Below are 18,124 nucleotides of genomic sequence, written 5' to 3'. Positions count from 1 at the left end.
GACCTCCGCAGTCGAGGAATCCTGATATCACGCCGTGACACACTGGAGACATGGCGGGACCAGGGCTACGACTCGCCATCCGCATCCAGGACGCCCTCTACGGGATGCGGGCGTCGTGGGGCCGTCGGGCGGGGCGGGTGCCCACCGTCGTGCCGTTCATCGGCTACGGCGGCGAAGGCTGGATCCGGGTGCTCGGCCGCGTCGTGTTGCGCAAACCCGGCCGCGCGCCCGCCGACCGCTTCACGAGCGTGCGGGGCTGGCGCAGCTTCACCTCGATCCCGGCACGGGATGCCGCGGTGACCGTGACGGCAGGCGATGCGACCGGCGTGGTGCGCGCCGACCGCGGCGGAGTGATCGACGCCCGGTTCGAGGTCGATCTGTCGCCGGGGTGGTCGACGGTGCGGCTCTCGGTCGACGGTCACGACGGGGTCGACTTCCCCGTCTTCGTGGTGGATCCCGCCGCCGCCTTCGGGGTCGTCTCCGACGTCGACGACACCGTCATGGTCACCGCCCTGCCCCGACCCTTCCTCGCCGCGTGGAACTCGTTCGTGCTCGACGAGCACGCCCGCACCCCGGTCGCCGGAATGGCGGTGCTGTACGAACGGCTCGTGCGCGCCCACCCCGACGCTCCCGTCGTCTACCTCTCCACCGGGGCGTGGAACGTCGTGCCGACGCTCACCCGCTTCCTCTCCCGCAACCTCTACCCCCGCGGTCCGCTGCTGCTGACCGACTGGGGGCCGAATCACGAGCGGTGGTTCCGCAGCGGACCCGAGCACAAGCGCATCAGCCTGGAGCGGCTCGCGAACGAGTTCCCCGGCATCCGCTGGCTGCTGATCGGCGACGACGGCCAACACGACGAGCGCATCTACGGCGACTTCGCGCGGCGCCACCCCGAGCACGTGCGGGCGGTCGCCATCCGACGGCTCACCCCCGGGGAGGCGGTCCTCGCCGGGGGACGCGCGCCGGCGAGCGAGCGCGGCCGGGAGACGGTGCCGTGGGTGTACGCCCCCGACGGCGCCGGGTTGAGCGCGCAACTCGACGAACTCGGACTGCTGACACCCCCGAACACGGGGGAAACCCGGCCTTGACCCCCGCCGACGGCGCGCGGTAGCTTCGATGAGGTCGATGTCCCCCTTTGTGCGGACACGCGACCTCCGGCCCCACCGGAAACACCCGCTTCCCCCACTCGGCTCCCCCGGCCGACCCGGTCCCCCCGACCGAAGTGGTTCCTATCCCCCGAGAGGAACAGCAGTGCCCACCCCCGACTCCGGCCTGTTCGCGGCCGTCATCGTCGCCGCCGGCGTGACCGCCCTGGTCGCCCTCGGCATGATGCTCTTCGGCATGCACCGCAGCTCGCGCCTCACCGCCCTGCGCGGCCTGGCCACGGCGGGGCTCGCGCTCGGGGTCGTCTCGATCGCCGTCGGCGGGGTGCTCGCGGTGTCGCCGAACGCCGCCCAGGCGGCGCCCGACCAGGCCGGTCCGACGTACGTCGTCTCGTCCGACGCGGGCGACTCGCAGCTCCCCACGCTTCCGCTCGACTGAGCCCCCTCCGGGGTCAGCGGTTCGCTGGATACTGAACGGGTGCCGTCCCGTTCGTTCCCGCCCGACCGCCGTCGGCTGACCGCGCTTCGCCTCAGCGCGCTGGGCATCGCCGCTCCCGCCGCCGAGTCGCCGGTCGCCGCAGTGCGGCACCTCCTCGCCCTCCAGGCCCAGGACTACACGGGTGCCCTCTGGTCGATCGGGCTGCGCACGCCCGGCGCCACCGCGTCCTCCGTCGAGGCCGCGCATCACGCCGGCGACATCGTGCGCTCCTGGCCGTTCCGGTCGACGCTGCACTTCGTCGCGGCGGAAGACCTCGGCTGGATGCTGGCGCTCACCGCCGACCGGGAGCTCGCCAAGGCGGCCGGTCGGCATCGCGAGCTCGAGCTCGGGGCCGCCGACTTCGACCGCGCCGAACGCATCGCGCGCGACCGGTTGCGGGGCGGGGGTCGGCTCGAGCGCCGCGACCTGCTCGCCGCCTTCGCCGAGGAGGGTCTCGGCGTCGAGGGTCAGCGGGGCGCGCACCTGCTCGGGCGGCTCGCGCAGAGCGGGGTCGCGGTCTTGTGCGGGCAGAACACCTGGACGCTGCTCGACGATCACGTGCGCAACCCCCGGCACCTCGACCGGGACGAGGCGCTCCGCGAACTCGCCCGGCGCTACCTGAGCGCGCGCGGCCCGGCGACCGACCGCGACCTCGCCTGGTGGACGGGGCTGACCCTGACGGATGCGCGCGTCGCGATCGCGAGCGTCGATGACGAGTTCGACCGGCTCGAGGTCGACGGCGCCACCTACCGGATGCGCCCCGGCCTCGACGAAGCTGCGAGCGGCATCCAGCTGTTGCCCGGCTTCGACGAATACCTGCTCGGCTACGGCGACCGCAGCGCGCCCCTCGCCGGGCGCGCGCAGACCGACATCGTTCCGGGCAACAACGGGATGTTCCTCTCGACGATCGTCGCGGGCGGCGAGATCGTCGGCACCTGGCGGCGCACGGTGCGCGCGAAGGGGGTCGAGGTGGTCACGCAGCCGTGGCGCGAGCTGTCGGCGACCACCCGCCGCGGCGTCGAGCGGGCAGCTGCCCGCTATGCCGAGTACCTCGGGCTCCCGCTGCTGGCGGTGGGTTAGCCGACGAGCGAGCGGCACTCCTCGCCGCAGTGCACGTAGGGCCCGGTGCGGTCCGACAGGTCGCGCCGCACCTCCAGCAACCGCCCGGCGGCATCGTCGATCGTCGCCATCGGGATGCGGCCGTCGCGCACCGCCGCCGCGACCGCCGCGACGACGCGGCCGACATCGACCGGCCCGACGTAGAGCAGCAGGGTCGTGCCGGCCGCGATCGCCGCGACCGCGTTCGCCGCCTGGTCGGAGTAGACCGCTTCGCCCGAGTTCTCGAGCATCGACATGTCGTCGGTGACGATGATGCCCTCGAAGCCCATCTCGTCACGCAGGATCTGGTTCCACACGACGGAGAGCGTCGCGGGGGCGCTGTCGACGGCGCTGTAGCGCAGGTGCCCGAGCATCACGACCTCGGCTCCGGCGTCGATGCCCGCCGCGAACGGGCCCGCCTGCGTCGCACGCCACTCGTCGGCACTCATCGCCGTCGTCGGCACGCTGGAGTGGGAGTCCCCCGCGACCGACCCGTGACCGGGGAAGTGCTTGAGCGTCGAGAACACGACGCCGTGCTCGCCTTCGACCGCGGCGGCCACGCGAGGGGATGCCGACGCGGCATCCCCGCCGAGGGTGCGTGAGTAGATGAACGAGCGCCGATCGCTCGTGACGTCGGCGACGATGCCGAAGTTGATGGTCACCCCGGCCGAGGCGACGAGGGCGGCGCGCGCCTGGAAAGCCGCGAGCGTGGCGGCGGGGTCCTGGGTGCGCAGCGTCGCGGCGCCCGGCCCGCCGTCGGGCAGCCGGGCGACGATCCCGCCCTCCTGGTCGATCGCCGTCAGCACCGGCAACCCCGGATCGGCGCTCAGCGCCGCGGTCGTCGCGGCCAGCTGTTGCGCCGACGCGACGTTGTCGCCCATGTAGATGACGCCCGCGACTCCGGTCGCGTCGATGACGCCGCGGATCGGTCCCGGGCTCACGCCCCCGACGTGCACCATGAGCAGACTGGCGATCTTCTGCTCGAGGGTCATCGCCGCCAGTCGCGCGTCGACGTAGGCCGTCAGCGGGTCGATCGTCACGGTGTCGACGGCGGCCCACGGCTCGGGCGGCTGATCCGGCGTCAGCGCCCCGGACGAGCACCCGCTGAGGGCGATCGCGAGCGCCACGGCGATCGGTGCCGCGCGCCGTCGTGCCATGACGGGACTCTAGCCGTCGGCCCTACGCTGGGGCGATGCGGATGACGGGCGCCCTGCTTCGGTCGTCCCACCCGGGCCCGTCGGCCGGGGTGACCCTCATCACGGTGCTGCTCGGGGTGGCCGTCGGCCTCGACCCGGCGCGGGTGGCGCTGCTCGGGGTGACGATCGCGTTCAACCAGCTCTCGATCGGCCTCTCCAACGACTGGCTCGACGCCGCACGGGACCGCGACGCCGGCCGACGCGACAAGCCGGTCGCGCGCGACGAGGTCGGGGTGGCGACGGTGCGGTTCGCGGCCATCGCCGCCGCGACCGCGGCGATCCTGGTGGCGTTCACGCTCGGCATCCCGTTCGCGATCGCCCACCTCGTCGCGCTCGGCGGCGGCTGGGCGTACAACGCCTGGTTCAAGCACGGGCCGTTGTCGCCGCTGCCCTACGTCGTGAGCTTCGGCCTGTTGCCGATGCTCGCCACCCTGGCCCTTCCCGCTCCCGCGCTCGCGGCGTGGTGGGCGGTGCTCGCCGGTTCGCTCCTGGGCATCGCCGCCCACGTCGCGAACGTGCTGCCCGACCTCGACGACGACGCCGCCACCGGGGTGCACGGGCTGCCGCACCGCCTGGGCCGGGCCGCCTCGACGCTGCTGGGCGGGCTCGCGTTGGCGGCGGCCGCGGTCGCCCTCACCGTCGGGATCGGAGCCGACTCCCCCGTGGCACTCACCGGGCTCGCGCTCTCGCTCGCGGCGTCGGTCGCGGCCGTCGTCTTCGCGCTGCGCGGCAGTCGGTGGGGGTTCCGGTTCGTCATCGTCGCCGCGCTCATCGACGTCGTGCTGCTCGTGCTCGCCGGCGACCGGATGGTCGTGCCGCTCTAGCGTTCGACCGCCGCGAGCACCGCGTCGATCGCCGCGGGATCCTCCAGCACCCGGAAATGCCCGACGACGTCGAGCCGCACGTTGGTGCCGCCGTCGAGGGCGCTGCCCTCCGGGATGTGCGGGTCGAACGCCGGGAAGATCGAGGTGATCCGCGCATTCACCTCCCGCTCCGCGACGAGACGGCGGATGACCGGATGCGTGGGCCGGAACGCGCGGAGTGCGGGCACGAGCGTGAGGTGCGCCATCCGCGACCCGCCGAACGGCGTCGCCACGGCGACCAGGCGGTCGATGCGGCCGTCGGCATCCTCGAGCATCGCGGCCTTGCCGACGAGCCCGCCCTTGCTGTGGGCGACGAGCGCCACCCCGCGCAGGTCGCGGGCGGCGAGAAAGGCGTTCACCCGGCGGGCGGCGCTCGGGATCGGGCCGGCGTTGACTCCGAGTTCCGGGATCACATGCACTGGATGCCCGGCCGCGGCCAGCCGGTCGGCGATCGGCCGCAGGAAGTTCCAGCGTTCGAAGACCCCGGGCACGATCACCACGGGGCGGCCCTGCCCAGCCGCGTACGACGCCGGCACCGGTGCCGCGAGCCCGAGCCCGCGCATCCGGATCGCGTTCGGATAGTCGCCGAGCAGGTGCCGCACGTGGTCGCGCCGCCTCACGACGGCTCCCCCGCCGCCGATCGCTCGCCCGCCGCGACGAAGTCGGTGATGTGGCGGGCGATCATCACGGGGTCGGTGTGCATGATGACGTGCGGTCCCCGCACCTCCCGGAACTCGGCCTGGGGATGTGCGCGGCTCAGCTCGGCCGCCCACACACTCGGAACGATCGGATCGCGGTCGCCGTTGATCACCAGCGTGCGGGCCGCGTGGGAGGCGACCCGATCCTCCATCCGGTCGCGGAGCATGTGCGGCATCTGGCGCACGAGGTAGGGCAACCCGCAGCGCACGACGTAGTCGACGATCGAGATCCCCCAGACGGCGAGGGGTTCGCGCGTGCCGTCGTGCAGCAGGTGACCGATCGCGACCCAGGGCCTGCGCGCCGACGGCACCATCGTGGGCGCCATCATGACGACGGTGTCGGTGACATCGGGATGCCGCTGCGCGAGCAGCGAGACCACCTGGGTGCCCATCGAGTGCCCGACGATCACGGGGGCACGCAGATCGGCTTCACGCAGGAACCCGGCGAGAACGGCGGCGTGATCGGCGAGCGTGACGTCACGGCGCGGATTGGGGGCGGCCCCGTAGCCGGGCAGGTCGACGAGGAAGACCCGGCCCGTGCGCGAGAGTTCCGCGGCGAGCGGGTGGAAGTAGCGGGACGAGACGCCGATGCCGTGCACGAGCACATAGGTGCGGGCGAGCACCTGCTCCGGCCCGGGGAACCGTTCGACGACGATCGTCAGGTCGTCGTGCTGCTGCCGGCTGGTGAAGTACTGCATCCCCCGAACCCGCCGGATGCGGTACTGGTCTTCGCCCGCGGGTCCCCGCCGGCCGCGGCGGTGGGAGAACGGGCCGGTCGGCATGTCCCGAGCTTAAGAGCGGTCCGACTCCGAGCCTGAGCTGAGGGCCTCGATCGGGTCCTGGGCGAGCAGCTCGCGCACCCGCGGGATCACCACGGTGCCGTAGAGCTCGATCGCGTGCATGAGCTGCTCGTGCGGGATGGTTCCGGCCGCGTACTTGAGGTCGAAACGCTGGATGCCGAGGGTGCGCACGGTGTCGGCGATCTTGCGCGCCACCGTCTCGGGTGACCCGGTGTGCTGTGCGCCGCTGCGGATCTCCTCCTCGAACTGGTCGCGGGTCATCGGACCCCAGCCGCGTTCGGCCCCGATGCGGTCGAACATCGCCTTCTGGTGGGGCCAGAGGATGTCGGCCGCCTCCTCGTCGGTGTCGGCGATGAACCCCGGCGAGTGCACGGCGACGGGCAGGTCGGGCTGTTCGAGCTGGGCGAGGGCACGGTGGAACAGGTCGACGTAGGGGGCGAATCGCGCGGGGGCTCCACCGATGATCGCGAGCGTGAGCGGGAAGCCGTAGCGGGCGGCACGCACGACCGACTCGGGCGACCCGCCGACCCCGACCCAGGTGCGGATCGAGCCCGACTCGGTCTTCGGGTACACGTGCTGCTCGGTCAGGGGCGCGCGGGTCGAGCCCTGCCAGGTGACCGGCCCCTCGGCGAGGAGCGCGTGCAACAGGTCGATCTTCTCTTCGAAGAGTCGCTCGTAGTCGGCGAGGTCGAAGCCGAACAGCGGGAACGACTCGGTGAACGAGCCCCGCCCGAGGATGATCTCGGCCCGTCCCCGCGAGATCGCGTCGAGGGTCGCGAACCGTTCGAAGACGCGCACCGGCTCGTCGGACGACAGCACGGTGACGGCGGTGCCGAGGTGGATGCGCTCGGTCCGCGCGGCGATCGCGGCGAGCACGATCTCCGGGGCCGAGATCGCGAAGTCGTCGCGGTGGTGTTCGCCCACGCCGAAGAAGTCGACGCCGAGCGAGTCGGCGAGCACCCCCTGTTCGACGACGTTGCGGATGACCTGCGCGTAGCTGAGGCGCGTGCCGTCTTCGGCGACGTTCACATCGCCGAAGGTGTCGAGGCCCAGCTCGAGACCGTCGAGCGGAACATGGTTCGAACCAGTCGTCATGTCAACCTTCAACCAGTCGGGGGCGACGGGCATTCCACGCCGTCCTCCCATCCTGGACGATCGGCATCCTGAACGAACACTGAGAAGCCCCTGACCCGAGTGGGGCGGGTGCCTAGCCTGGGGGCATGAGCGACGTCGTCATCTTCGCCCCCTCCCCGGTGCTCGAGATCACCGTGGAGGAGCACCAGGCCGACGGCGACGTGCACGTGCACGCCGGCGGACAAGGGGTCTGGCAGGCACGGATGCTGCTCTCCCTCGGCCGCGACGTCGTGCTGTGCTCCGCGCTCTCCGGCGAGACCGGACGGGTGCTCGCCCACCTGCTGCAGGAAGAGGGGATCCGCGTCGCCGGCATCCGGCGCGTCGCTCGCGGCGGGGTCTACGTGCACGATCGTCGCGACGGCGAGCGCAAGCCGATCATCGAGTCCGGCGGCGACGCCCTCACCCGGCACGAACAGGACGAGCTCTACGGCCTCACCCTGCGCACCGGCCTCGACGCGAAACTGGTGATCCTCTCCGGCCCGCACGGAGAAGGCATCGTGCCCGCCGACTTCTATCGGCGGCTGGCCGCCGACCTGCGCACCGGCGGGGTACGCGTCGTGGTCGATCTCGCCGGAGAACGACTGGATGCCGCCCTCGCCGGCCGCGTGACCGTCGCGAAAGTGAGCGACGAAGAGCTTCTCGCCGACGGCCGGATCGCGAAGAAGTCGAACATCGACCAGATCGTCGCCGCGATGCGGGCGCTGCACGACGCGGGCGCCGAGGTCGTCGTCGTGACCCGCGCCGAGGAATCCGCCTTCCTGCTTCAGGACGGCGCCATCCACGAGGTCGTCGCCCCACGCATGGAGGTCGTCGACTCCGCGGGTGCCGGCGACTCGTTCGTCGGGGCGTTCTGTTCGGTGCTCGCCGTCGGGGGCTCCGTCTCCGATGCCGTGCTGCTCGGCGCCGCCGCCGGCGCGCAGAACGTCACCCGCCACGGTCTCGGAACGGGCGAGGCGGCGACGATCGAACGGCTGCGCGAGCTCGTCGTGCTGCGTCCCCTTCCCGGCGGAGGCGCGCCGGAGGCCCCTGCGCCCCCGGCCCGCGAGATCAGCCCGGACGACCTCGCGCACCTGGTGGAAGAGGCCACCCACACGGGCGAGGCGACGCCGTGACCCGCGCGCTCATCACCAACGACGACGGGATCGCCAGCCCCGGCCTCTACGCCCTCGCGCACGCCGCGATCGACGCCGGACTCGACGTCGTGATCGCCGCCCCGGCCGAGGAGGCGAGCGGGTCGAGCGCCGCGATCACCGGAACCAACACGATCGCCGTCACCGGCCACACCGACGCCTCGACGATCAAGGTCGAGAAGCGCGAGCTGGTCGAAGTGCCGGGAGTCGCCGCCTACAGCGTGCGCGCCGCACCCGGACTCATCGCGCTGCTCGCCGCGCACGGCGCGTTCGGCGATCCCCCCGACCTCGTGCTGTCGGGCATCAACCGCGGCGCGAACCTCGGCCGCGTCATCCTCCACTCCGGCACCGTCGGGGCGGCGCTCACCGGTGGGGTCAACGACGCCCGCGGCCTCGCCGTCTCGCTCGACGTCGGACTCAACCCCGAGGCGCACCACTGGGAGACCGCGGCCGGAGTCGTGGGCGACATCCTGGCGGTCCTGCTCGAGCATCCGGCCGGCACGGTCTTCAACCTCAATGTGCCGAACGTTCCGCCGGGCGGCGTCATCGAGGTGCGCGAGGCGACCCTCGCCCCGTTCGGCATCGTGCAGACGACGATGACCGAGCCGGTCGAAGGCGACGTGCGGCTCACGGTGCGCGAACTGCCCGACGTTCCGCTGCCGGGGAGCGACGCCGCCCTGCTCGAAGCGGGCTATGCGACCATCACCAACGTCGTGGCCGTGCAGCAGTCCGGCGTCGCGGTGTTCGCCGGGCGTCGAGGCGATCGCGCCGAACTGCACGTCAGCGGAGCCCCGTGAGCGTTCGCAGCGCGGGCATCCTGCTCTGGCGCGACCGGGGCAGCGAGCGCGAGGTCTGGATCGCCCACATGGGAGGCCCGTTCTGGGCCCGGAAGGAGGACCGGGCCTGGTCGATCCCGAAAGGCGAACTCGACCCCGACGACGATCCGTTGGAGGCGGCGCGCCGCGAGTTCGCGGAGGAGATGGGAGTGCCGGCACCCGCCCTCGAGTACGTCGAACTGGGTGAATACCGCTACTCCTCCGGCAAGACGGTGACGGTGTTCGCCGCCGACGGCGGATCCTTCGACCTCGCCGAGATCCACAGCAACCTGTTCGAGGTCGAATGGCCACCGCGGTCGGGGCTGCGGCAGTCCTTTCCCGAGGTCGATCGCGCGGAATGGAACGGCATCGAACTCGCCCGGCGACGACTCGTCGCGGGCCAGGTGCCGATGCTCGACGACCTGCCCGCTCCCGCCTCCGCCGGGGCCTAAGCCCAGTTCGAGGGCACGACGCACACGGGCGTGCGGCTGTCGCGGATGAGACTCGCGGCCGTCGACCCGACAAGAAGCTCCCCGATCGGGCCGGTGCGGTGCGTTCCGACGACGGCCAGCGCGGCGTCCGCGGCGAGCGCCACGAGCGCGCCACCCGCGGCACCCTCGTGAAGGTGCTCGCGCACCTCCGGGCACCGCCCCCGGGCCTGGCGGGCGACCTCGGCGAGGCGCTCCCCGTGCTCGGCGCGTAGCTCGACCGGAACGACGGGGTCCAGCGGTACGTCGGCGGTCGACGCCGGGGGCGACCAGGCGTGCAGGATCCGCAACTCGACTCCGAGGTCTGCCGCCTCAGCCGCCGCGAAGGCGATGGCGGCATCCGACGTGTCGTCGTCCCCCAGTCCGACGACGACCGAACCGGTGCGCTTCTGCCAATCGTCAGGAACGACGACCACCGGGCATGCCGCATGCTCGGCGATCCGCAACGGCAGTCGCCCGGTGAGCACGGAACGCACGTGGCGGGTGCGGTGCGACCCGACGACGAGCAGATCGGCCACGCGACTGCTGCGCTCCAGCACCCCGGGAACACTGCCGTCGGCCATCGCGGTCTCGACGACGGCGTCGGGCAGAGCCTCCCGGATGCGCCACGCGGCGCGTTCCAGCACGGCGACGTCTTCGTCGACCTCTTCGACGAGGTAGTCGAACGCCGTGACCAGGGTGATCTGCGCGTGCCGCGCCCGGTGCCAGTCGATGACCCACTCGACGGCGACCGAGGCAGCGGGTGAGTCGTCGACTCCGACGGTGATCCGGTACATGGGGGTGCTCCCTTCCGCCCCCCAGGGTCCCACCCGCGGGCGGCGCCGACCAGGGCGAAGGTCCCACGTGTTCGCCACCCCCGCAGGACTTTCGGCCCTCCCGGTCGACGGCCGTCGCCGCTGGAGTGGTGTCGACGAAGGAGAACCGTGACCGCATCCCTCACCTCACCCGGGGTCCGCACCCTCACCGACGACGCCTGCTGGGAGCTGGTGCGCGGCGAGAGTCTCGGTCGGCTCGCCGTCGTCGCCGCTGACGGCGTCGACGTCTTTCCGGTGAACTACCTGGTCGACCGCGGCACGATCGTCTTCCGCTCGGCACCCGGCACCATGCTCGTGGATCTCGCCGATGCCCCGACCGTCGCCTTCGAGGTGGACGGCGCCGACGATCACCACCGCTGGAGCGTCGTCATCCGCGGAGTCGCTCGGCGACTCGACGCCGACGACGAGATCGAAGGCTCGGGCGTGCTGGCCCTCGCGACGCTGACGTCGACTCCGAAGTTCAACTACGTGCGCATCACCCCGCGGGTGATCTCCGGTCGCCGGTTCCGCTGGGAGGGCGTCGCATGACGACCGACGAGAGCCACTGCAGGCGGTTGGTGCATGCCCTCGAGGGGAGTCGCGAAGTCGACGCCCTCGACGTGCACGTCGCCGTGCATGCCGGGATCGTCACCGTGACCGGGGAGGTCGGCTCGGCCGCGGAACGCCTCGCCGTGCGATCGATCATGCTGAGCGACCCCGCGACGCAGGATCTCGTCGACGAGCTGCGCGTCGCCCCGCTGCCGGGTGACTGGCGGCTGAGCGACGAGGAGATCGTCGCCCTCGTCGCCGAACGGCTCGCGACGCACCCTGAGCTCGCCGGCGTCTCCCCGCACTGCGACTTCCACGTCGTTCACCTCACCGGTGTCGTCACCGACCCCGAGCAGCGCCGGATCGCGCACCACCTCGCGCGCACGACGAGCGGCGTGCACTTCGTCATCGACCAGATCGAGACGGCGATCCCGCAAACAGCCGTCTCGCCAGCGGAGCGGTGAGAGCCGCGACCGTCACGGCCATGAGCACTCCCGCGATCACGTAGAGCACGATCACGAGGGCGAACGGGGATCGCTCGTCGATGAACGGCGACGGGGCAGCGGTCCACAGGATCGCGAGCGCCCACGCCCCCATCGTCACGGGAACCCACGCCCCGGCGTCGCGCCGACCGGCCGCCCGCAGGACCAGCCACTGCGCCACCGGGATCGATGCCAGCAGCAGCACGGCGCCGAACGCGAGCAGCACCCAGGTCGTCGGCGATTCGAGGTCGACCCCGATCGTGCTCGGCAGCATCCCGAGCGCCCAGGCGACCGCCGCGGCCCCGGCGGTTGCGCCGAGCCATGCCGCACGCCCCGGCCGGCCACCCCGCATGGCCGAGTACTGGCCGGTGCCCAGCGCGAGCCCTTCCACCGCGCCCGCGAGCACCGCCGCCGGGTAGGCGATGGCGGTCGGCGCGGCGGTCACGGCGAGCGACGCGCCGACCCCGGCGGCGACCGCGAAGCCCGCGGCCTCGGCGATCGTGACCCGCACGATCCAGCGCCGCGCGAAGCCGGCAGCGGGGGCGTCCGTCACGCGACCGCCTCGAGAACCCGCGGCGACGTGTCGCCGAGCCGCACGACGGGGTCGCCGTCGCGGCGATCCTGCATGCGGTGGGTGACGAGAACGACGATGCGGTCGGAGAGGGCCGCCCGCAGGTCGCCCATGAGGGCGTCGGCGGTGGGACCGTCGAGATGCGCGGTGGGTTCGTCGAGCAGCACCACGTCGGCATCCGACAGCAGCGCGCGGGCCACCGCGAGGCGTTGCCGTTCCCCTCCCGACAGCCACCGGCCTCCCGGGCCGACCCGACCGTCGATCCCGGACTCGAGCGCGGCGACCATCGCCCCCAGACCGACCCGGTGCAGCACCGCGTCGAGTTCGGCCTCGTCGGCGGCGTTGTCGCGGGGCCGCCCGATCAGCAGGTTGCCGCGCAGCGTCGAGTCGAAGACGTGGGCCTCCTGCGGGCACCACACCACTCGGGCCCGCCAGGCCGCGGGATCGAGTTCGGCGAGTTCGACCCCGTCGACTTCGATGCGTCCGGCGCGCACGTCGAGGTCGCCGAGCAGCGTCGTCAGCAGCGTCGACTTGCCCGACCCGGAGGGCCCTTCGATGACGAGTACCTCGCCTCGCCGCACCCGCCCGGCGATGCCGGTGGCGACCGACGTGTCGGGGCTCCAGCCGACGCTGACCTCGTCGAACACGAGATCCTCGATGCGGCGACCGGGCCGACCGCTGCCCCGCGCCGCGCGGGACGACGGCGCGAGCAGCCGGCCCAGCGGCGCCAGCGCGGCGATCAGACCGGGGATGCGATGTCCGCCCGCCACCGCGGCGGCGAGGGCGTCTCCCGAGGCGTAGACGATGAGCGCGACGACGGCGACCGTCGCCGCGGGCGCGCCGCCGACGACGAGCAGCGCGGTGGCCGCGACCGCTGTCGCCCCGGCGAGGAGCGGGGCGAGCTGCATGCCGGCTTCGGCTGTCGTTCCCGAGCGCCGTTCCGCTGCGGCGGCGCTCCGGCTGCGGCGGTCGAGTTCCGCGACCGTCGCGTCGGCGACCCCGTTGGCCCGCAGGTCGGACGCCGCCCGGCCCACCGCCGCGAAACTGCGCAGGAGTGCCGACGAGGCGCGCACCCGGTCGGCTTCCGCCCGCCGCCCCGCCAGGAAGGCGACCCCGGCGGGCAGCACGAGCGCGAGCAGCAACCCGGCGCCGACGAGCCCCGCCGCCTCCGGGGCGACGAGGGACACGGTGAGCACCACCCCGCCCGCGGCGAGGATGCCGATCGCGACCGGGGGGACGGTGCGCGGCAGCAGGTCGCGCACCTCGGCGGCGGTGCCGACCAGGTGGTCGACCGCGCGCCCGCCCTCGAGGAGTTCGCGGGATCCGGCGCCGCGCGCGGCCATCCCCTGCCACAACCGCAGGCGCAGGTCGTCGACGGCGCGGAATGCCGCACGATGGGTGACGAGCCGCTCAGCGTAGCGGGCGACCGCTCGGCCGATGCCGAAGAACCGCACGCCGACGATCGCGACGAGCAGGTACATGACGGCGGGCTGTTCGCTCGCCCGCACGATGAGCCAGGCCGAGACCGCGGTGAGGGCGAGCCCCATCCCGGTGGCGAGGAGGCCCAGCAGCACGGCACCGACCCAGAGCCACGGGGCCGGTCGCAGCACCGCGGCGAGGGCGAGCCGCACGCCCCCCGGCGGCACGGATGCGGGACGCCGCACGATCGCGTCGGGCAGGGTCCCGGGCGCGGGAACCGACCGCGACTCGGGCGCGGTCGCGTCGAGGGCGACGGCGCGGTCGGCGAGCGCCAGCGTCGCGGGGTCGTGACTCACCAGCACCGTGATGACCCGCGGGGCGCGGGCCGCGATGGCGGCTCGCACGGCCCCGGCGGCGACCGGGTCGAGATGAGCGGTCGGTTCGTCGAGCAGCAGCAGCCGGGCCCCGCTGTCGACCCGCAGCAGCGCCCGGGCGACCGCGACCCGGCGCAGCTCCCCCGGGCTCAGCACCTCGGGCGGCAGTTCGGCCACGCCGCGCAGCCCCAGTTCGCCGAGCACCCCGTCGACGTCGGCATCCCCCGCGTACCGTTCGAGTTCGGCGCGCACCGTCTCGGCCGCGCAGCGCGGATCCTGCGGCACCCAGGCGACCTGCCGCGGCGCCGTCAGGATGCCGGTGACCGTGGCGTCGGCCGGCAGCGTTCCGGCGAGGGCCGCCAGCACTGTCGACTTGCCGGCACCGCTCGCCCCGGTAAGCGCGACGATCTCACCCCGCCGGGCCGTGAAGGTCACGTCGTCGACCGCCGAGCCGCGCCGGCCGGGGTGGCGCACCCCGAACCGATCGACGGTGAGAGTCTCTGCCGCGCGGCGGCGGTCGACGCGGGAGGGGGCGGCGAGCAGCTCGCGCACCCGGGTGAGCGCGACCCGGCCGTCCTCCGCCGCGTGATGCGCCGAGCCGAGCTCGCGCACCGCGGTGAAGCACTCCGGCGCGAGCAGCAGCACGACGAGCGCCTCGAACAGCCCGACGTCGCCCGACAGCAGGCGCAGGCCGAGCACGACGGCGACGACCGCGACCGACAGAGTCGCCACCAGCTCGAGGGCGAGCGCCGAGAGGAACGCCGTGCCGAGAACGCGGTGGGTGCGGGCGGAGTGATTCTGCTGGATGACCGCGAGCCGCTCGGCCTGCTCGCGATCCCGCCCGAGACCGACGAGCACGGGGAGGCCGCGGGCGAGTTCCGCGATGTGGTCGGCGAGCCGGGTCAGCGCGTCGTGGGCGGCCTCGACCCGATCGCGGCTGTGCATGCCGATGAGCACCATGAAGACCGGCACGAGCGGTAGGGTGAGGGCGAGGATGAGCGCACTCAACGGGTCGGCGAGCAGCACCCGCGCCGTGATGCCGAGCGGCAGCACGATCGCCGCGATCGCCGCGGGGACGACCGACGTGTAGTACGCGTCGAGCGCGTCGAGACCCCGGGTGGCGACGACGGCCACCGACCCGGCGTCGAGGTCGCGATCGACGACGCCGCGCGCCAGGGTGCCGCGGTGGGCCAGCTTCGCCGCCGCCGCCGCACGTCGTCCCGCGAACGCGCTGCCCCATCCGGCCAGGGCGCGCACCACGAGCCCCGCCGCCGCGAGCGCCGCACCGACAGCCGGCTGCCCGGTGCCGGTGTCGACGATGAGCCGCGCGAAGCCCTCCGCGATCAGCAACAGGCCGCCGGCTCGCGCGACCGCGAGCACCGTGAGGGCCACGAGCGCCGCCCGCGGCACCTCGGGAGCGGTTCGGTCGCTCACGGCCGAACGGCGGGAACGACGTCGTGCACCGGCGGGATGTGGGCCGCCGAGATGCGCCGACGGAACACCCAGTAGCTCCACACCTGGTAACCGATCACGACCGGAAGCGCGATCGCCGTGATCACGGTCATCACCCCGAGCGTATAGTCGCCGCTCGCCGCGTTCTGCACCGTGAGGTCGAACGCCGGATCGACGGTGGAGGGCAGCACGACCGGGTAGACGGCGGCGAAGATCGACGCGGCACCGGCGATGAGGAAGGTCGCGAAGCCGAGGAACGCCCGCCCCTCGAGCTTGCGGAGCGCCGCGATGTAGCCGAGCACGACGGCGGCGACCGCCACGACGACGAGCACCCAGGAGGCCACGTCACCGCTCTGCACCTGCACGAGCAGCACCCAGCCGACGAGCGGCAGCAGGGCGAACGGCGCGAAGCGCACGACATCCCGGCCCGCGCGTTCCCGCACGACCCCGTCGGACTTGAGCGCGAGGAAGTTCGCGCCGTGCACGAAGGCGAAGCCGACGAGGGCGAGGCCGCCGAGCACGGCGACCGGGGTGAGCCAGACGAACGGACCGCCGACGCGGTCGCCGTTCGCGTCGATCGGCAGACCGGTGGTCGTGAGGGCGAGCCCCGCACCCAGTCCGAATGCGGCAAGGAACGAACCGAGCCCGATCGACAGGTCCCAGGCCCGGGTCCAGCGCCGCCCCTTCCCCTTACCCCGGTACTCGATCGCGACGGCGCGGAAGATCAGGCCGAGCAGCACGAGCGTGAGCGGGATGTAGAGCACCGAGAACAGCGAGGCGTACCAGAGCGGGAAGGCGGCGAAGGTCGCGGCGCCCGCGGTGAGCAGCCACACCTCGTTGCCGTCCCAGACCGGGCCGATCGTGTTGAGCATGACGCGGCGCTCCTCCTCGGTGCGGGCACGCACCAGGAGGTGCATCCCGACTCCGAAGTCGAAGCCCTCGAGCAGGAGGAAGGCGATCCACAGCACGGCGATCGCGATGAACCAGACGGTGGAGAGATCCACGGGTGTCGTCCTTTCTTGGGAACGTGACGTCAGTAGGCGAACGACAGCACGTCGTCGTCGGCGCGGTCATCGGGTCGGTCGGTGCGGGAGAGCTCCGGCATCGCCCCCGCGACACCGGCCCGCACGTAGCGCACCAGCAGCGTGAGTTCGACGACGAGCAGCGCCGCGTAGACCAGGGTGAGCGTGATGAGCGAGAACAACAGCTCGCCCGCGGTGACCCCCGGAGAGACGGCTGCGGCGGTGAACATGAACACCCCGTCGATGCCGCTGACGTCGGGGTTCGGCGCTACGACGAACGGCTGCCGGCCCATCTCGGTGAAGATCCAGCCCGCGGCGCTCGCGGCGAACGGGGCGAGGATGCCGAGAATCGCGAGCCGCATGATCCACGGCGAGCGCGGCACGGTGCCCTTGCGGGTCAGCCAGAGCGCGACGGCAGCCGCGAAGGCGGCGATGGCGCCGAAGCCGATCATCATGCGGAAGCCCCAGTAGGTGATCCACATGATCGGCACGTACTGCACGTCGGCCCCGGAACGTTCGCCGTACAGCTCGCCCTCGGGGAGGGTGGCGCCATAGCTGTCGCGGTACTGGTCGACGAGGTCGTTCACGCCGAGCACGGTCTGACCGAAGTCGCCGTTGGCGAGGAAGCCGAGCAGGCCGGGCACTTCGATGAGGGTCGTCACCTCGGAGCAGTCGCGCGAGGCGAGGTCGCCGATCGCGATGACCGAGAAGTCGGCGCCGGTCTCGCATGCCGCCTCGGCGGCCGCCATCTTCATCGGCTGCTGCTCGAACATCAGCTTCGCCTGGATGTCGCCGGTGAGCGCGACGCCCGCGAAGCCGACGATCGCGATGATCGCACCGACGCGCAACGAGGTGAGCCACACCCGGTGGTCGGCCCGGTCACGGCCGGCGATCTCGGGGGCCTCCCCGACGACGACCCGGCCACCCGCGTCGACGGTGTCGATCCCGTCCTTGCGCCGGCGCCACAACTGGTACCAGGCGATGCCGAGCAGGAATCCGCCGGCCACCGAGACCGAGCCGAGCAGGGTGTGGGTGTAGGCGGCGATCGCGGTGTTGTTGGTGAGCACGGCGCCGATGTCGACGAGCACGGGGCGACCGTCGACGAGTTCGACGCCGACCGGATGCTGCATCCAGGAGTTGGCGGCGATGATGAAGAACGCCGAGATCCACGACCCGACGACGGCGAGGATGATCGTCGCCAGGTGCACCTTCTTCGGCAGCCGCCCCCAGCCGAAGATCCACAGGCCGAGGAAGGTGGACTCGACGAAGAATGCCAGCAGCCCCTCCATCGCGAGCGGAGCGCCGAAGACGTCTCCGACGAATCGCGAGTACTCGCTCCAGGCCATGCCGAACTGGAACTCCTGCACGATGCCCGTCGCGACGCCGAGGATGAAGTTGACGAGGTACAACTTGCCCCAGAACTTCGTCAGGCGCAGCCACTTCTCGTCGCCGGTCGAGACATAGCGGAAGTGGAAGAACGCGACGACGGGACCCAGCCCGAGCGTGAGCGGCACCAACAGGAAGTGGTAGACGGTGGTGATGCCGAACTGCCAGCGGGCGATATCGAGGGGGTCCACGGCGGGTGCTCCTTTCACGACGCACGAATCGGTGCGCCTCGGTCAGGTTGGTGCATCCCGGGTCACGGTCGTAGGGCCGAA

The 18,124-nt window shown here is 72.7% G+C and carries 18 protein-coding genes; 9 read left to right on the top strand and 9 right to left on the bottom strand.

The features are described from left to right. Positions 1 to 50 precede the first annotated feature (50 nt). The 3 genes from IE173_RS13720 to IE173_RS13710 all read left to right on the top strand — a co-directional run bounded on the left by IE173_RS13720 (position 51) and on the right by IE173_RS13710 (position 2,661). Positions 51 to 1,088 (top strand): App1 family protein, encoded by a 1,038-nt coding sequence (locus IE173_RS13720; RefSeq protein WP_191284086.1) that lies wholly within the window; start codon positions 51 to 53, stop codon positions 1,086 to 1,088. Between the two features lie 163 nt (positions 1,089 to 1,251). Further along, the gene (locus tag IE173_RS13715; RefSeq protein ID WP_191284085.1) at positions 1,252 to 1,542 is read left to right on the top strand and encodes a hypothetical protein; all 291 of its coding nucleotides are present in this window, start codon (positions 1,252 to 1,254) and stop codon (positions 1,540 to 1,542) included. A 39-nt stretch (positions 1,543 to 1,581) separates the two neighbouring features. Continuing rightward, positions 1,582 to 2,661 (top strand): winged helix DNA-binding domain-containing protein, encoded by a 1,080-nt coding sequence (locus tag IE173_RS13710; RefSeq protein ID WP_191284084.1) that lies wholly within the window; start codon positions 1,582 to 1,584, stop codon positions 2,659 to 2,661. Here the strand turns inward: IE173_RS13710 and IE173_RS13705 are convergent. Then, positions 2,658 to 3,836 carry a glycoside hydrolase family 3 N-terminal domain-containing protein gene (locus IE173_RS13705; RefSeq protein ID WP_191284083.1) on the bottom strand — a complete coding sequence of 393 codons (1,179 nt, stop codon included), beginning with the start codon at positions 3,834 to 3,836 and terminating at the stop codon, positions 2,658 to 2,660. The two genes, IE173_RS13710 and IE173_RS13705, sit on opposite strands and share 4 nt — an antisense overlap. Before the next feature lie 35 nt (positions 3,837 to 3,871). Between IE173_RS13705 and IE173_RS13700 the strand changes: the two genes are divergently transcribed. Beyond that, positions 3,872 to 4,699: a UbiA family prenyltransferase gene (locus tag IE173_RS13700; RefSeq protein WP_191284082.1), complete on the top strand. Its 828-nt coding sequence runs from the start codon at positions 3,872 to 3,874 to the stop codon at positions 4,697 to 4,699. On the opposite strand, the gene IE173_RS13695 is transcribed toward IE173_RS13700, so the two are convergent. From IE173_RS13695 to IE173_RS13685, 3 genes are read right to left on the bottom strand one after another with little or no spacing between them, the layout of a single operon-like run. Next, positions 4,696 to 5,358 (bottom strand): esterase/lipase family protein, encoded by a 663-nt coding sequence (locus IE173_RS13695; RefSeq protein WP_191284081.1) that lies wholly within the window; start codon positions 5,356 to 5,358, stop codon positions 4,696 to 4,698. The two genes, IE173_RS13700 and IE173_RS13695, sit on opposite strands and share 4 nt — an antisense overlap. Further along, positions 5,355 to 6,218, bottom strand: coding sequence for an alpha/beta fold hydrolase (locus IE173_RS13690; RefSeq protein WP_191284080.1), 864 nt, complete (start codon positions 6,216 to 6,218; stop codon positions 5,355 to 5,357). The genes IE173_RS13695 and IE173_RS13690 overlap by 4 nt, the downstream gene beginning before the upstream one ends. A 9-nt stretch (positions 6,219 to 6,227) precedes the next feature. Further along, positions 6,228 to 7,331 carry an LLM class flavin-dependent oxidoreductase gene (locus IE173_RS13685; protein WP_191284079.1) on the bottom strand — a complete coding sequence of 368 codons (1,104 nt, stop codon included), beginning with the start codon at positions 7,329 to 7,331 and terminating at the stop codon, positions 6,228 to 6,230. A gap of 125 nt (positions 7,332 to 7,456) precedes the next feature. Here IE173_RS13685 and IE173_RS13680 point away from each other — a divergent pair, with 125 nt between their 5' ends. Genes IE173_RS13680 through IE173_RS13670 form a run of 3 tightly spaced genes read left to right on the top strand, consistent with a single transcriptional unit; the run spans position 7,457 to position 9,767 of the window. Continuing rightward, entirely contained in the window at positions 7,457 to 8,482 is a 1,026-nt protein-coding gene (locus IE173_RS13680) for a 1-phosphofructokinase family hexose kinase (protein WP_191284078.1), read from the top strand. Further along, a complete protein-coding gene (gene surE, locus IE173_RS13675) occupies positions 8,479 to 9,297 on the top strand; it encodes a 5'/3'-nucleotidase SurE (protein WP_191284077.1) in 819 nt (272 codons plus the stop codon). Before IE173_RS13680 ends, surE begins: the two co-directional genes overlap by 4 nt. Then, entirely contained in the window at positions 9,294 to 9,767 is a 474-nt protein-coding gene (locus tag IE173_RS13670; RefSeq protein WP_191284076.1) for an NUDIX domain-containing protein, read from the top strand. The genes surE and IE173_RS13670 overlap by 4 nt, the downstream gene beginning before the upstream one ends. On the opposite strand, the gene IE173_RS13665 is transcribed toward IE173_RS13670, so the two are convergent. Further along, positions 9,764 to 10,579: a universal stress protein gene (locus IE173_RS13665; RefSeq protein WP_191284075.1), complete on the bottom strand. Its 816-nt coding sequence runs from the start codon at positions 10,577 to 10,579 to the stop codon at positions 9,764 to 9,766. The genes IE173_RS13670 and IE173_RS13665 overlap by 4 nt on opposite strands. 147 nt (positions 10,580 to 10,726) lie before the next feature. Here IE173_RS13665 and IE173_RS13660 point away from each other — a divergent pair, with 147 nt between their 5' ends. Beyond that, complete coding sequence (locus tag IE173_RS13660) at positions 10,727 to 11,146, top strand: pyridoxamine 5'-phosphate oxidase family protein (protein WP_191284074.1); 420 nt, start codon at positions 10,727 to 10,729, stop codon at positions 11,144 to 11,146. Beyond that, positions 11,143 to 11,610: a BON domain-containing protein gene (locus IE173_RS13655; RefSeq protein ID WP_191284073.1), complete on the top strand. Its 468-nt coding sequence runs from the start codon at positions 11,143 to 11,145 to the stop codon at positions 11,608 to 11,610. The genes IE173_RS13660 and IE173_RS13655 overlap by 4 nt, the downstream gene beginning before the upstream one ends. Here the strand turns inward: IE173_RS13655 and IE173_RS13650 are convergent. The 4 genes from IE173_RS13650 to IE173_RS13635 are packed head-to-tail and all read right to left on the bottom strand — an operon-like array spanning position 11,552 to position 18,043. Beyond that, on the bottom strand, positions 11,552 to 12,181 hold the full coding sequence (locus IE173_RS13650; protein WP_191284072.1) for a hypothetical protein: 630 nt from the start codon (positions 12,179 to 12,181) through the stop codon (positions 11,552 to 11,554). The genes IE173_RS13655 and IE173_RS13650 overlap by 59 nt on opposite strands. Next, entirely contained in the window at positions 12,178 to 15,426 is a 3,249-nt protein-coding gene (gene cydC, locus IE173_RS13645) for a thiol reductant ABC exporter subunit CydC (protein ID WP_191284071.1), read from the bottom strand. The genes IE173_RS13650 and cydC overlap by 4 nt, the downstream gene beginning before the upstream one ends. Continuing rightward, the gene (cydB, locus tag IE173_RS13640) at positions 15,423 to 16,448 is read right to left on the bottom strand and encodes a cytochrome d ubiquinol oxidase subunit II (RefSeq protein ID WP_191284070.1); all 1,026 of its coding nucleotides are present in this window, start codon (positions 16,446 to 16,448) and stop codon (positions 15,423 to 15,425) included. The genes cydC and cydB overlap by 4 nt, the downstream gene beginning before the upstream one ends. 29 nt (positions 16,449 to 16,477) lie before the next feature. Continuing rightward, positions 16,478 to 18,043 carry a cytochrome ubiquinol oxidase subunit I gene (locus IE173_RS13635; RefSeq protein WP_191284069.1) on the bottom strand — a complete coding sequence of 522 codons (1,566 nt, stop codon included), beginning with the start codon at positions 18,041 to 18,043 and terminating at the stop codon, positions 16,478 to 16,480. Between the last annotated feature and the right edge of the window lie 81 nt (positions 18,044 to 18,124).

Origin of the sequence: Pseudolysinimonas yzui (assembly GCF_014653215.1) — a bacterium.
Lineage (GTDB): Bacteria > Actinomycetota > Actinomycetes > Actinomycetales > Microbacteriaceae > Pseudolysinimonas_A > Pseudolysinimonas_A yzui.
Note: the sequence above shows the minus strand (reverse complement) of the source record. Positions and strands in the feature narration are given on the sequence as shown.

What these genes read in the sequence shown, in the direction of transcription:
- IE173_RS13720 (WP_191284086.1), top strand. Translation starts at nt 51, where the DNA reads ATGGCGGGACCAGGGCTACGACTCGCCATCCGCATCCAGGACGCCCTC.
- IE173_RS13705 (WP_191284083.1), bottom strand. Translation starts at nt 3,836, where the DNA reads ATGGCACGACGGCGCGCGGCACCGATCGCCGTGGCGCTCGCGATCGCC.
- IE173_RS13700 (WP_191284082.1), top strand. Translation starts at nt 3,872, where the DNA reads ATGCGGATGACGGGCGCCCTGCTTCGGTCGTCCCACCCGGGCCCGTCG.
- IE173_RS13690 (WP_191284080.1), bottom strand. Translation starts at nt 6,218, where the DNA reads ATGCCGACCGGCCCGTTCTCCCACCGCCGCGGCCGGCGGGGACCCGCG.
- IE173_RS13685 (WP_191284079.1), bottom strand. Translation starts at nt 7,331, where the DNA reads ATGACGACTGGTTCGAACCATGTTCCGCTCGACGGTCTCGAGCTGGGC.
- IE173_RS13680 (WP_191284078.1), top strand. Translation starts at nt 7,457, where the DNA reads ATGAGCGACGTCGTCATCTTCGCCCCCTCCCCGGTGCTCGAGATCACC.
- IE173_RS13665 (WP_191284075.1), bottom strand. Translation starts at nt 10,579, where the DNA reads ATGTACCGGATCACCGTCGGAGTCGACGACTCACCCGCTGCCTCGGTC.
- IE173_RS13655 (WP_191284073.1), top strand. Translation starts at nt 11,143, where the DNA reads ATGACGACCGACGAGAGCCACTGCAGGCGGTTGGTGCATGCCCTCGAG.